13 protein-coding genes are annotated in these 12,260 nt (G+C 68.2%); 10 read left to right on the forward strand and 3 right to left on the reverse strand.

Features of this window, described 5'->3' with window-relative positions; all coding sequences use genetic code 11:
• Window positions 1–35: 35 nt before the first annotated feature.
• Window positions 36–1,346: a hypothetical protein gene (locus ACOFKS_RS00875; RefSeq protein ID WP_419807357.1), complete on the reverse strand. Its 1,311-nt coding sequence runs from the start codon at window positions 1,344–1,346 to the stop codon at window positions 36–38.
• Here ACOFKS_RS00875 and ACOFKS_RS00880 point away from each other — a divergent pair.
• The 10 genes from ACOFKS_RS00880 (at window position 1,345) to ACOFKS_RS00925 (ending at window position 10,203) form a co-directional block, all read left to right on the forward strand.
• Window positions 1,345–2,514 (forward strand): acyl-CoA dehydrogenase family protein, encoded by a 1,170-nt coding sequence (locus tag ACOFKS_RS00880; RefSeq protein ID WP_419807358.1) that lies wholly within the window; start codon window positions 1,345–1,347, stop codon window positions 2,512–2,514. The genes ACOFKS_RS00875 and ACOFKS_RS00880 overlap by 2 nt on opposite strands.
• Window positions 2,515–2,659: 145 nt before the next feature.
• Window positions 2,660–4,261, forward strand: coding sequence for a carboxyl transferase domain-containing protein (locus ACOFKS_RS00885; RefSeq protein WP_419807359.1), 1,602 nt, complete (start codon window positions 2,660–2,662; stop codon window positions 4,259–4,261).
• A 25-nt stretch (window positions 4,262–4,286) separates the two neighbouring features.
• A complete protein-coding gene (locus ACOFKS_RS00890; RefSeq protein WP_419807360.1) occupies window positions 4,287–4,724 on the forward strand; it encodes a hypothetical protein in 438 nt (145 codons plus the stop codon).
• A 1-nt stretch (window position 4,725) separates the two neighbouring features.
• Complete coding sequence (locus ACOFKS_RS00895; RefSeq protein WP_419807361.1) at window positions 4,726–5,214, forward strand: nuclear transport factor 2 family protein; 489 nt, start codon at window positions 4,726–4,728, stop codon at window positions 5,212–5,214.
• 136 nt (window positions 5,215–5,350) lie between these two features.
• Window positions 5,351–7,273 carry an acetyl/propionyl/methylcrotonyl-CoA carboxylase subunit alpha gene (locus ACOFKS_RS00900; RefSeq protein WP_419807362.1) on the forward strand — a complete coding sequence of 641 codons (1,923 nt, stop codon included), beginning with the start codon at window positions 5,351–5,353 and terminating at the stop codon, window positions 7,271–7,273.
• Between the two features lie 123 nt (window positions 7,274–7,396).
• Complete coding sequence (locus tag ACOFKS_RS00905) at window positions 7,397–8,293, forward strand: crotonase/enoyl-CoA hydratase family protein (RefSeq protein WP_419807363.1); 897 nt, start codon at window positions 7,397–7,399, stop codon at window positions 8,291–8,293.
• Window positions 8,269–8,754 carry an N-acetyltransferase family protein gene (locus ACOFKS_RS00910; RefSeq protein ID WP_419807364.1) on the forward strand — a complete coding sequence of 162 codons (486 nt, stop codon included), beginning with the start codon at window positions 8,269–8,271 and terminating at the stop codon, window positions 8,752–8,754. Before ACOFKS_RS00905 ends, ACOFKS_RS00910 begins: the two co-directional genes overlap by 25 nt.
• Window positions 8,751–9,203 (forward strand): MaoC family dehydratase, encoded by a 453-nt coding sequence (locus ACOFKS_RS00915; RefSeq protein ID WP_419807365.1) that lies wholly within the window; start codon window positions 8,751–8,753, stop codon window positions 9,201–9,203. The genes ACOFKS_RS00910 and ACOFKS_RS00915 overlap by 4 nt, the downstream gene beginning before the upstream one ends.
• A 78-nt stretch (window positions 9,204–9,281) precedes the next feature.
• Complete coding sequence (locus ACOFKS_RS00920) at window positions 9,282–10,013, forward strand: Crp/Fnr family transcriptional regulator (protein WP_419807366.1); 732 nt, start codon at window positions 9,282–9,284, stop codon at window positions 10,011–10,013.
• Between the two features lie 16 nt (window positions 10,014–10,029).
• Window positions 10,030–10,203, forward strand: coding sequence for a hypothetical protein (locus ACOFKS_RS00925; RefSeq protein ID WP_419807367.1), 174 nt, complete (start codon window positions 10,030–10,032; stop codon window positions 10,201–10,203).
• On the opposite strand, the gene ACOFKS_RS00930 is transcribed toward ACOFKS_RS00925, so the two are convergent.
• Entirely contained in the window at window positions 10,200–11,498 is a 1,299-nt protein-coding gene (locus ACOFKS_RS00930; protein ID WP_419807531.1) for a sensor histidine kinase, read from the reverse strand. The genes ACOFKS_RS00925 and ACOFKS_RS00930 overlap by 4 nt on opposite strands.
• 29 nt (window positions 11,499–11,527) lie before the next feature.
• Window positions 11,528–12,247 (reverse strand): response regulator, encoded by a 720-nt coding sequence (locus tag ACOFKS_RS00935; RefSeq protein WP_419807368.1) that lies wholly within the window; start codon window positions 12,245–12,247, stop codon window positions 11,528–11,530.
• Window positions 12,248–12,260 lie beyond the last annotated feature (13 nt).

Genomic DNA, 12,260 nt, shown 5'->3' on the forward strand with positions numbered 1-12,260 from the left:
CTTCCCCGTTTTCTCGATCCTTTTCGGGACGCCAGCTAACGCCATCTTTTGGGCCGGCAGCGGTCTGGCAGCTTACATCGCGCTCCTTCGAGAAGCTGACGGAATGTGTCGCATCCTTGATAGGGCTGATGTGGCGAGCTCAATCCGCCCGAGACTCGTGCGCCGTCGCCGCGTCCCGCGCGCGGATTGCCACCCTTCCCGCCACGTCGGTGCTGTGTCTCGAGGACGGCTTCGACCTTCTTTGCGCTTTCAGGCATTGCGAAGGCCGGAATGAACGGTTCTTCGGGCGCGAGCCGGACAAACAGATCGCGCCAGACGGCGTTGAGCTCATCGTTGAAGACGCGCCGAACGACGCTGTCGCGCACCTCGAGGGTTTGGTTGGCGAGCTCCTTGCCGACCCCGATCACCGCGTCGGCATCTGCCTTTTGTTGTTTTCGGGCAGCTAGCGAGGATTTGAGATCACGCGCTGTGTCCTGAAGCAAGGCTAGGTCAGATCGCCCGATCTGTAGAAACTGCGCGGCCCCAATGGCGCTGCGCCGAGCCGCCTGCCGCTCGGTCAATAGGCGTTCGCGTTCGATGATCGCGGCACTCAGGTCTTCGAGAAGTTTCTCGGTGGTCGTCGACGCCTCGAACGGAACGCCTGTATTGCGCGACAACTCCTCAATCGCCTTGCGCAGCACCACCACAGTTTGATCGGCGCTGTCGAAAGATACGATTGCTCGCGCCGCACGCGTCGCGTCCGCGCGCGCCCGGTCGCCGGCTGCCAGCTCGGCACTGGCGTCAATGAGTTGGGCGCTCACATCAGTTAGATCGGCGGCACGTGTTTTCAGCGCATAAAATTCGGTCTCGGAGATGAGCCCACTGGCGGCAGCCTGCATTTCCCGGTCCACCTGAGACACTTCGCTTTGAGTGTTGGTGCGGGATTGGAGTAATGCCTGCAGGTGTCCGGCCTGCTCGATCATGGTCGCGACTTTTGCTGCGACATGGGAGGACAACGGGGCGTGGGAAACCTCGGAAAAGTCGCGATCGCAAACAGGACAAATGTCACCGTCGACATGAGTCATCAGCTCGGACAGCGAGCGGGCAAAGGCTTCGTTGGATGCCGATACTGCGGAGGTTTCTTTGTCGAGCCGCTCCAGGCGCGACCTTGCTTCGGCGAGTTGGCGCGCCAGCGTGTCGCGCCGCTCTATCGCGGCGTCCTGCGCCGACAGCACTTGCGCGGACGCAGGCTTTGCCGCGGCGCCGCTTCCGAACTCCCCAACCCACTTCCCGATCAGAAACTTGTGATCCCGGTTGGAAACCCGCCGGCGCGCGCTATAGCGGGTGAGACAACCCGGAGAGGACATGGGACCCGATTTCGACTTTGCGCTGGGGGAAATGGCGGACACGATCCGCGACACCACCCGCCGCTTCGCCGCCGACAAGATCGCGCCGCTGGCGGCGCGGATCGACGCGGACGACTGGTTTCCGCGCGACGAGCTGTGGTCCGCGATGGGCGAGCTCGGCCTGCATGGCATCACTGTGTCGGAGGCCGACGGCGGTCTCGGCCTAGGCTACCTCGAACATGTCGTCGCCTGCGAAGAAGTCGGCCGCGCCTCGGCGTCGATCGGGCTCAGCTACGGCGCGCACTCCAACCTGTGCGTCAACCAGATCGCGCGCTGGGCCAACCCCGAGCAAAAGGCGAAGTACCTTCCCAAGCTGATCTCCGGCGAACATGTCGGCAGCCTAGCGATGTCTGAGGCTGGCGCCGGCAGCGACGTCGTGTCGATGAAGCTCAAGGCGGATCGCGTCGACGGCGGCTGGGTGCTCAACGGCACCAAGTTCTGGATCACCAACGCCGCCTATGCGGACACGCTGGTCGTCTATGCGAAGACGGGGGAGGGGTCGCGCGGTATCACCACCTTCCTGATCGAAAAGGACATGCCCGGTTTCGCGGTCGGGCAGAAGATCGACAAGATGGGTATGCGCGGCTCGCCCACCGCCGAGCTGGTCTTCACCAACTGCGAAGTCTCGGACGAGCAGGTGATGGGGCCGCAGAACGGCGGCGTCGGCGTGCTGATGAGCGGCCTCGATTACGAGCGTACGGTGCTGAGCGGCATCCAGCTCGGCATCATGCAGGCGTGCCTCGACACGGTGATCCCCTATGTCCGCGAGCGCACACAGTTCGGGGTGCCGATCGGCTCGTTTCAGCTGATGCAGGCCAAGGTCGCGGACATGTACGTCGCGCTGAACAGCGCCCGCGCCTATGTCTACGCGGTGGCCCGGAGTTGCGACGCCGGCCGCACCACGCGCTTCGATGCGGCGGGCGCGATCCTGCTGGCGAGCGAGAGCGCGTTCAAGGTCGCGGGCGAGGCGGTGCAGGCGCTCGGCGGGGCGGGCTACACCAAGGACTGGCCGGTCGAACGCTACCTCCGCGACGCCAAGCTGCTCGACATCGGCGCGGGCACGAACGAGATCCGACGGATGCTGATCGGCCGCGAACTGATCGGTGCGGTCGGCGTGGTGGCGCAGTGATGCTCCCGATCCTCCCCGTTCATGGGGAGGGGGACCGCCGCGCGCAGCGCGGTAGTGGAGGGGGTTCGCCGCGAGCGCCTCGCCTGCGGTTGGCCCCCTCCACCAGCCTCCGGCTGGTCCCCCTCCCCGCAAGCGGGGAGGATCAATGAGCGCCCCCGTCCTCGATACGAAGATCGCGACCGACAGCGACGGCTTCCGCGCCAACGCCGCCCACAACCGCGCGCTGGTCGAGCAACTCCGCGCCAACGTCGCCACCGCGGCGCTCGGCGGCTCGGAGAAGTCCCGTGATCGCCACACCAGCCGTGGCAAGCTCCTGCCGCGCGACCGCGTCGAGCGGCTGCTCGATCCCGGCTCGCCGCTGCTGGAGATCGGCCAGCTCGCCGCGGACGGCCTCTACGATGGCGAGGTGCCCGGCGCCGGCCTGATCGCGGGCATCGGCCGGGTCTCGGGTCGACAGTGCATGATCGTGTGCAACGACGCGACGGTGAAGGGCGGCACCTACTACCCGCTCACCGTCAAGAAGCACCTGCGCGCACAGGAGATCGCCGAGGCCAACCGGCTGCCCTGCATCTACCTGGTGGACTCAGGCGGCGCCAACCTGCCGCACCAGGCCGAGGTCTTTCCCGATCGCGACCATTTCGGCCGCATCTTCTTCAACCAGGCGACCATGAGCGCCAAGGGTATCCCGCAGATCGCCTGCGTGATGGGCAGCTGCACCGCCGGCGGCGCCTACGTCCCTGCCATGTCGGACGAAACGGTGATCGTGCGCGGGCAGGGGACGATCTTCCTCGCCGGCCCGCCGCTGGTCAAGGCGGCGACCGGCGAGGTCATCTCCGCCGAAGAGCTGGGCGGCGCCGACACGCACGGGCGCCAGTCGGGCGTCGTCGATCACGTCGCCGAGAACGACGAGCACGCGCTGACCATCGTCCGCGACATCGTCTCGACCCTGCAGCCGCCGGTCACGCCCGACCTCAACCTGCGCGCGCCGCGGCCGCCGAAGTTCGCGGGCGACGAGCTATACGGCATCGTGCCGAGCGACGTCCGCGCGCCGTATGACGTGCACGAGGTGATCGCGCGGCTGGTCGACGGGTCGGAATTCCACGAGTTCAAGGCGCTGTATGGCAGCTCGCTGGTCTGCGGCTTCGCGCACATCTGGGGCATCCCGGTCGCGATCCTCGCCAACAACGGCGTGCTGTTCTCCGAATCCGCACAGAAGGGCGCGCACTTCATCGAGCTCGCCTGCCAGCGTCGCGTCCCGCTTCTGTTCCTCCAGAACATCTCCGGCTTCATGGTCGGTGGCCGCTACGAAGCCGAAGGCATCGCCAAACATGGCGCCAAACTCGTCACCGCTGTCGCCACCGCCAGCGTCCCCAAGATCACCGTCCTGATCGGCGGCAGCTTCGGCGCGGGCAATTACGGCATGTGCGGCCGCGCCTATTCGCCGCGCTTTTTGTTCACCTGGCCCAACAGCCGCATCAGCGTTATGGGCGGCGAGCAGGCCGCGAGCGTCCTCGCCACCGTCCACCGCGACGCGGACGGCTGGACGCCCGAAGAGGCAGAGGCCTTCAAGGCACCCGTCCGCCAGAAATACGAGGACGAGGGCAACCCGTACTACGCGACCGCACGGCTGTGGGACGACGGCGTCGTCGACCCGGCGCAGACGCGCGACGTACTGGGCCTGGCACTCGCCGCGACGCTGAACGCGCCGGTGCCGGAACGGGCGCAGTTCGGCGTGTTCCGGATGTGAGGAAGGGACGACGATGCGAGCAGGGGTGACGATCCGGGCGGCGCTGATCGGCGCGGCCGGCCTGACCACGATGGCGGCGGCTCAGCCGGCGCGCAGCCCGGCGCCTCGCCTGCTGCTGCCCGTGACAGACGCTGATGCGGCGCGCATTGAGGGCATGGGGTGCGAGTCGTGGTTCACCCAGGGGAACACCGGCTATGCCTTCCTCCGCAACTCGACGCTGATGGTGCGGACCGCTCTGGCGCGCGCGGGACTGAGCGTCTGTGAGCTTACCGCCCTGCAGGTCGACGACTTCGGCTATCGCGGCAAGCAGATGGTTTGTGGTGGGCGTCGGTTGATGCTGCGCCGGACCGGACCCGCTAGCGGTCACGCCGAAGCCGATAGCTCGGACGCTGCGGCAACACTCACGATCGCCGACGGTGCGCGCAGCGCGACGTTGCGTGGCCGCTTCGGGACCGCGTGCTGACATGATCCTCCCCCTGCTCCTCGCCCTCGCCCAGATCACCCCCACCCAGCAGATGCCTCGCGGCACCGGTCTTCCGCCTGCGGTCGCCGAAAGCGCGGCCGACCCGCAGGCCGTGCTCGCCACCGTCCAGCGCCTGCTCGGCGCGCTGGAGACCGGCGACCGCGCGACCATTCTCGCCGTCACCCGGCCAGACGGCGGCGCCACCGCCGCGATGGAGCGGCCCGACGGGAGGCGCATGGTCCGCCGCATCGGCTGGGCCGAGTTCGTCGCCGGGCTGGAGGGCGGCGCCGACCGCTGGAGCGAGGCGATCAGCGACCCGGCGGTCGAGGTCGACGGCGACATCGCGATGGTCTGGGCGCCCTATGTGGTGAAGAAGAACGGCGTCGCCGACCATTGCGGCTTCGACCACTTCGATCTGGTCCGAGAGGCGGGTCAGTGGAAGATCCTCAACGTCACCTGGTCGCAGCGGACCACGGGCTGCACGCCGTGAAGAACGCCGACCTACACGGGGCCGGGCCAGCCAACCTCGCAACGATGCCGATGATCGACCTCCTCGTCACCCGCCGCCACGCCCGGCCGGCGATCGCCGGGAGTGAGAGGATCGTGAAGTTTCCAGGCGCACGGCCGTGATCGACTCGCTCCTGATCGCCAATCGCGGCGAGATCGCCTGCCGCGTCATCCGCACCGCCAAGGCGCTCGGCATCCGCACCGTCGCGGTCTATTCGGAAGCCGACGCGCGGGCGCTCCACGTCCGTCAGGCCGACGAGGCGGTGCATATCGGCCCCTCGCCGGCGCGCGAAAGCTATCTGGTCGGGGACCGCATCATCGCCGCCGCGCGGTCGACGGGCGCGCAGGCGATCCACCCCGGCTACGGCTTCCTGAGCGAAAATGCCGACTTCGCGCAGGCCGTCATCGACGCCGGCCTGATCTGGGTCGGGCCGAAGCCCGCCAGCATCCGCGCCATGGGGCTGAAGGACGCGGCCAAGAAGCTGATGATCGCCGCCGGTGTGCCGACCACGCCCGGTTATCTCGGCGACGATCAGTCACCCGACCGGTTGCAGGCGGAGGCCGACGCGATCGGCTATCCGGTGCTCATCAAGGCGGTGGCGGGCGGCGGCGGCAAGGGCATGCGCCGCGTCGAGAACGCCGCCGAATTCGCCGACATGCTCCAGTCGTGCCGGCGCGAGGCGGCGTCCAGCTTCGGCGACGACCGCGTGCTGCTCGAAAAATACATTCTCTCGCCGCGCCATATCGAGGTGCAGGTGTTCGGCGACAGCCACGGCAACGTCGTCCATCTGTTCGAGCGCGACTGCTCGCTCCAGCGCCGCCACCAGAAGGTGATCGAGGAAGCGCCCGCGCCCGGCATGGACGAGGCGACGCGCGAGGCCGTCTGCGGCGCCGCCGTCCGGGCCGCGCAGGCGGTCGATTATGAGGGCGCCGGCACGATCGAGTTCATCGCCGACGCCAGCGAGGGCCTCCGCGCCGACCGCATCTGGTTCATGGAGATGAACACGCGGTTACAGGTCGAGCATCCGGTGACGGAGGAGATCACCGGCGTCGATCTGGTCGAGTGGCAGCTGCGGGTGGCAAGTGGCGAGAAGCTGCCCAAGCGGCAGGAAGAGCTTAGCATCGACGGCTGGGCGATTGAGGCGCGGCTGTATGCGGAGGACCCGGCGAAGGGGTTCCTGCCGAGTGTCGGTCCACTGGAACGGCTGGAATTTGGCGATACTGTCGGTCGCATCGAAACGGGTGTCGAAGAGGGTGACACGGTATCGCCCTTCTATGATCCGATGATTGCCAAGTTGGTGATCCGGGGTCCAACCCGAACCGCGGCGATCGACGCCTTGCGGCAGGGGTGCCAGGCGGTCGAATGCGCGCCGGTGCGAACGAACGCCTGGTTCCTTGACCGCCTGCTCGGCGAGAAGTCGTTCCGACTTGGAGAGGTCACGACGAGCTTCATCGGGGATCACCTCGATGTGCTGACCGAACGTCCCCTGCTGAGCAATGAGGCGGCGCAGATCGCTGCCGACGCTCTGGCGATGTCGCCTCCGATCGTCACGGAAGTGCACGGCACACCTGCTTTCCGGATGCTCGACGCCCTACGCGGCTTTCGCCTGAATGCGGATCAGAATCGACAGACCCTTCTCACCATCGACGGTACACCAACGACGGTACCGCGCACCCTCTCGCGCCGGCAGATACTCGACATAGGGTGGGATCGGCCGGCGATGCTCGGCGATGATGCCGGCCGGATACTTGTTTTTGAGAAAGGGGCGGCATTCGAAGTCGCGCTCCCGCGCGCCTCCGGGACGGTCACCGCCGCCGCCGACGGTGCGATCCTTTCCCCCATGCCCGGCCGCATTATCGCGGTGGAGGTCGCGGCGGGTGAGGTGGTGACCAAGGGGCAGAAGCTCGTCACGCTCGAAGCGATGAAGATGGAACACAGCCTCGTCGCCCCCTTCGACGGCACCGTCGCGGAGCTGAGCGCCGAGGCGGGCGGGCAGGTGACCGAGGGCAAGCTGCTCGTCCGGGTGGAGCGCGGCGAGTGAGGGCATTTCGACCACTCCGCCATGCTGAACTGGTTTCAGCATCCACGCGAGACGGTCACCCCCGGCGTGACGCCTGTTGGCCGCGTCCCGCATGATTCCGAAACACGTTCAGGGAATGGTCGCGTGACCGACCCCATCCGCCTCGACCTCACCGACGGCATCCTGACGATTACCCTCGATCGCCCCGCCGCGCTCAACGCCTTCACCCGCGAGATGATGGCGGCGATGATCGCCGCTTTCGATCGCGCCGACGAAGACGACGACGTTCGCGCGGTGATCGTCACAGGTGCGGGCGAGCGCGCCTTCTGCGCCGGCGCCGACCTGTCCGGCGGTGCCGAGACTTTCGACTATGCACAAGGCGAGGGCTGGACCCCCGACAGCCCGGTCGGCCCGGACGGCGAGGTCGATTGGGAGCACCCCGGCATCCGCGACGGCGGCGGGCTGCTCACCTTGCGCATCTTCGCCTGCCGCAAGCCCGTGATCGGCGCGATCAACGGCGCGGCGGTCGGCATCGGCGCGACGATGACGCTGCCGATGGACTTCCGTCTCGCTGCCGACACCGCGCGGTTCGGCTTCGTGTTCGCGCGGCGCGGGATCGTGCCGGAGGCGGCGTCGAGTTGGTTCCTGCCGCGCCTGGTCGGTATCCCGACCGCGCTCGACTGGTGCTATTCCGGCCGCCTCGTCGCCGCCGAGGAGGCGCGCGCAGCCGGACTGATCCGTTCGGTCCATCCGCAGGCCGAGCTGCTCCCCGCCGCCCGTGCGTTCGCCCGCCATCTCACCGCGCACGCCGCCCCCGTCTCGATCGCGCTCACCCGCCAGATGATGTGGCGCATGCTGGGCGCCGCGCACCCGATGGACGCACACCGGCTCGACAGTCGCCTCGTCTGGGCACGCGGCAGCGGCGCCGATGCGCGCGAAGGCGTGCAGGCGTTCATCGAGAAGCGCGACGCCGTCTTCCCCGAACGGGTCGGCGAGGTCTGGCCGCGTTTCGCACCATGGCTGCGGGACCCGAGCTGGTGACGCTGTTCCGCGCCGCCACCGAGGACGACCTGATCGCTATCGTTCGCCTGCTGGCCGAGGACGCGATCCCGGTGGATCGCGAGCTGACCGCCGAGCCGCTCGACCCGCGCTACGTCCATGCCTTCGCGGCGATCGCGCGCGATCCCAATCAACTGCTCGTGGTCGCCGAGGACGCGGGCGAGGTGGTCGGTACGCTCCAGCTCACCTACATCCCTGGCCTTTCCTTCCGCGGCGCCTGGCGCGGCCAGATCGAGTCCGTCCGCGTCGCATCCCATCGCCGCAATGCGGGTCTGGGTGAGGCGCTGATCGCCTGGGCGGTCGAGCGCTGCCGCGATCGCGGCTGCCGCATGGTGCAGCTGACCTCGACCAACAGCCGCACCGCCGCGCACCGCTTCTACGCACGCCTCGGATGGACCGCATCGCACACCGGCTTCAAGCTGCAACCGGACGACGGACGATGAGCGGACGCCACTGGGAAGACTGGACGATCGGCGATCGGATCGAACATCCGATCCGCCGCACGGTGACAGAGACCGACAATCTCCTCTTCTCGACCATGACCCACAATCCACAGCCGCTCCACATCGATGCGGAGGCGGCGCGGGCGAGCGAGTTCGGGCAGATCGTCGTCAACGGGACCTTTACGTTCGCGCTGATGATCGGGCTGTCGGTGGGGGAGACGACGCTGGGGACGCTGGTCGCCAACCTCGGGTACGACAAGCTGGTGATGCCCAGCCCCGTCTTCATCGGCGACACGCTGCGCGCGGACACCGAGGTCGTCGAGCTACGCGAGAGCAAGTCGCGGCCCACCGCCGGCCTGGTTACCTTTCGCCACCGCCTCCACAATCAACGCGACCAGCGCGTCTGCGAGTGCCTGCGGACCGCTCTGATCAATCGCCGTCCCGCCTAATCGCGGCGAGTTGACTAATGTTAAGACGGTTGATCGCAAGGTTCGCTAATCCGTCATCGAAAGAGGGGAATGGGGCCGATGCTGACCAGACGTTTTCTACTCGGCCGTGCGCGTGACGCGCTGAGCGAGGAGGAGCGTCGCGTGGTCGAGGACTCTATGACGACGGTCCGGACGGTGCCCGCGCGGACCTGCCTCAGCCGTCGGGGCGAGCTGGTCAATCAAAGCCTGCTGCTGCTCGACGGGTTCATCTGCCGCTACCTCGACGACCGCGACGGCCACCGCCAGCTGGTGTCGATGCATGTACCGGGCGATTTCGTCGACCTGCACGGATTTCCGCTGAAGCGGCTCGACCACGACATCGTCACGCTCGGCCAGTGCGCCCTGGCCGTCTACGAACACCGCACGCTCGTCGACATCCTGGAGCGCTACCCCCGCCTGACGCGCTGGCTGTGGTTTTCGACCCTGCTCGACGCGGCGATCCACCGCGAGTGGATCTTCCGCCTCGGCCGACTCGGCGCGGAGGGGCGGGTCGCGCATCTGTTCTGCGAACTCTACGAGCGGTTGCGGATGGTCGAGCTGGCCGACGACGGCCGCTTTGCCTTGCCCGCGACGCAGGCCGACGTGGCGGAGGCGTGTGGGATCACCGGCGTCCACGTCAACCGCGTGCTCCGCCTGATGCGTGAGCGCGGGCTCGCCACCTTCCGCGCCGGCGAGGTCCGTATCCTGGATCACAAAAGCCTGATCGCCCTTGCCGAGTTCGATCCGATCTATCTGTACGGACAGCAGACCGCCTGGGTCAGCGCTGCATAGCAGGGGTTAGTCGTCGATGAGTGAGCCAGAGTCCGTACCGCCGCAGCACCTGCCGGGTCACGCCAGCGCCGAGAACGGCCTGGTGGTGCTCGATGGCCCGGACGGCGTCGCCGTCACGATGAGCCCCGACGCCGCGGAGGAGACCGGCCGCCGGTTGATCGAAGCTGCCCGCGTCGCCCGCGAAGGCTAACGCCGCAGCACGATCCGAGCCTCCAGCCCACCCTCCGGGCGGTTGACCAGGCGGATGTCGCCGCCTGCCTCGCGGACGATCGAGCGGGCGAGGGCGAGGCCGAGGCCGATGCCGCCGCTGTCCCGGTTGCGCGATGCCTCCAGCCTGACGAACGGGTCGAAGACGCTGTCGAGGCGGTCGGCGGGAATGCCGGGACCGTCGTCCGTGACCACGATCACGACCTCACGCGGTCCATTCTCGATCCGTACCCCCGCGCGCTGTCCGTATTTGATCGCGTTCTCGATAAGGTTGCGCACCGCGCGCCGCATCGGGTTGGGGCGCAGCCGGAACAGCACCCGCCCATTGTCGACCAGGGTCACGTCCGCACCGATGGCATGGAAATCGTCGGTGACGGCGTCGACCAGCGCGGTCAGGTCGACCTCGGTCGGCGGCTCGCTGGGGCGGCCGACGCGGGCGAGCGACAGGATGTCGTCGAGGGTCCGGTCCATCTCGATCACCGTGTCGGCCATGCGTGCGCGGTCGGTCTCGTCCTCGACCGACTCGATCCGCACCCGCAGCGCCGCCAGCGGGGTGCGGAGGTCATGCCCGATCGCGCCCAGCATCCGGTTCTTCTCGTCCAGCATCGCGACCACGCGCAGCCGCAGCGCGTTGAACGCGGCGATCAGCTGGCGCAGGTCCGCCGGCCCCTCTTCGGTCACCGTCGGGTTCGCCGCGTGGGGATCGAAGCTGCCCGCCGCCGCGGTCAGGGTGCGGAGCGGCCGCGCGATCCGTCGCGTGATCCACAGCACCGGCAACAACGTGATCGCGTAGAGGATGAGCGTCTGCACCATCAAGGCGACGAGCAATCGCGGTCCCGGCTCCGGCCAGCCAGACCGCACCACCAGCCAGCCGCGCCCCGGCTGTTCGATCGCGATCGTCAGCGTGCTCGGGCGGCGATTGCCGGGCGCGAACACCTCGCCACGCGCCGGCGCGTCCTCGTCGGAGCGGCCCTGCAATCCGGTATCGATCCGCCCAACCCGCACGCCGAGCTCGGTCAGCTGTTGGCGCAGTTCGCGGGCGACCTCCGGCCTTCGCCGAATAAGCGGGAGAATGGGATCGGTCGGCAGGCGACGGATGCGACCGCGGTCGGGCAGGATCGCGCGCTCGCCCCGCGTCTCGCGTTCCAGCGCGTCGCTGATGCGGACCGCGACGGGCCGGGTCGCCGCCGCCAGCCGGAAGTTCACCCGTTCCCGATAGGCCAGCCCGAAGTTGATCGCCTGCGCCACGAACAGCGCCAGCGCGATCAGCAGCGCCATCTGACCGGTCAGGCTGCGCGGCCACAGCCTCACAGTCTCGTGACCTCCGTCGCCAGCGTATAGCCGCCGCCCCACACCGTCTTGATGATGTCGGGCGTCTTCGGGTCGGTTTCGATCTTGCGACGCAGGCGGCTGACCTGGTTGTCGATCGCGCGGTCGAACGCCGCCGCCTCCCGCCCCTGCGTCAGGTCGAGCAGCTGGTCACGGGTCAGTACCTGGCGCGGGCGCGTGACGAGGGCGAGCAGCAGGTTGTACTCGCCGGTCGACAGCGGCACCGACACGCCGTCCCGGTCGACCAGCGCGCGCTCGCCCGATTTGAGTACCCAGCCCGCGAAGGCGTAACTGCCTGTTTCGGGCGCATGCTGGCGAGTGCCGCCGGCGGACGTGCGGCGCAGGATCACCTTGACCCGCGTCGCCAGCTCGCGCGGAGAAAACGGTTTGACGACGTAATCGTCCGCGCCCATTTCCAGCCCGACGATCCGGTCGGTCTCCTCCGCACGCGCGGTGAGCAGGATCACCGGCAGCTCGCCGGTCGCGCGGATATGGCGGCAGAGACTGAGCCCGTCCTCGCCCGGCATCATCACGTCGAGGATGACGAGGTCGATCGCATAGGCCGCCAGCCGCGTCCGCGCCGCCGCCGCGTCGCCGGCCTGCGTGACGCGAAAACCCTGCTTGGTCAGATACTGCGCGAGCGGTTCGCGGATCGAGCGCTCGTCGTCGACCAGCAACAGGTGGGGCAAGTCCGTCATCGGGCGATCACCC

The organism is Sphingomonas sp. (genome assembly GCF_965200135.1).
Lineage (GTDB): Bacteria > Pseudomonadota > Alphaproteobacteria > Sphingomonadales > Sphingomonadaceae > Sphingomonas.

Bases quoted from the DNA above. Each gene is read 5' to 3' on its own strand.
- ACOFKS_RS00935 (WP_419807368.1), bottom strand. From the start codon at position 12,247: ATGACGGACTTGCCCCACCTGTTGCTGGTCGACGACGAGCGCTCGATC.
- ACOFKS_RS00885 (WP_419807359.1), top strand. From the start codon at position 2,660: ATGAGCGCCCCCGTCCTCGATACGAAGATCGCGACCGACAGCGACGGC.
- ACOFKS_RS00875 (WP_419807357.1), bottom strand. From the start codon at position 1,346: ATGTCCTCTCCGGGTTGTCTCACCCGCTATAGCGCGCGCCGGCGGGTT.
- ACOFKS_RS00880 (WP_419807358.1), top strand. From the start codon at position 1,345: ATGGGACCCGATTTCGACTTTGCGCTGGGGGAAATGGCGGACACGATC.
- ACOFKS_RS00915 (WP_419807365.1), top strand. From the start codon at position 8,751: ATGAGCGGACGCCACTGGGAAGACTGGACGATCGGCGATCGGATCGAA.
- ACOFKS_RS00930 (WP_419807531.1), bottom strand. From the start codon at position 11,498: ATGGCGCTGCTGATCGCGCTGGCGCTGTTCGTGGCGCAGGCGATCAAC.
- ACOFKS_RS00895 (WP_419807361.1), top strand. From the start codon at position 4,726: ATGATCCTCCCCCTGCTCCTCGCCCTCGCCCAGATCACCCCCACCCAG.
- ACOFKS_RS00910 (WP_419807364.1), top strand. From the start codon at position 8,269: ATGGCTGCGGGACCCGAGCTGGTGACGCTGTTCCGCGCCGCCACCGAG.
- ACOFKS_RS00920 (WP_419807366.1), top strand. From the start codon at position 9,282: ATGCTGACCAGACGTTTTCTACTCGGCCGTGCGCGTGACGCGCTGAGC.
- ACOFKS_RS00925 (WP_419807367.1), top strand. From the start codon at position 10,030: ATGAGTGAGCCAGAGTCCGTACCGCCGCAGCACCTGCCGGGTCACGCC.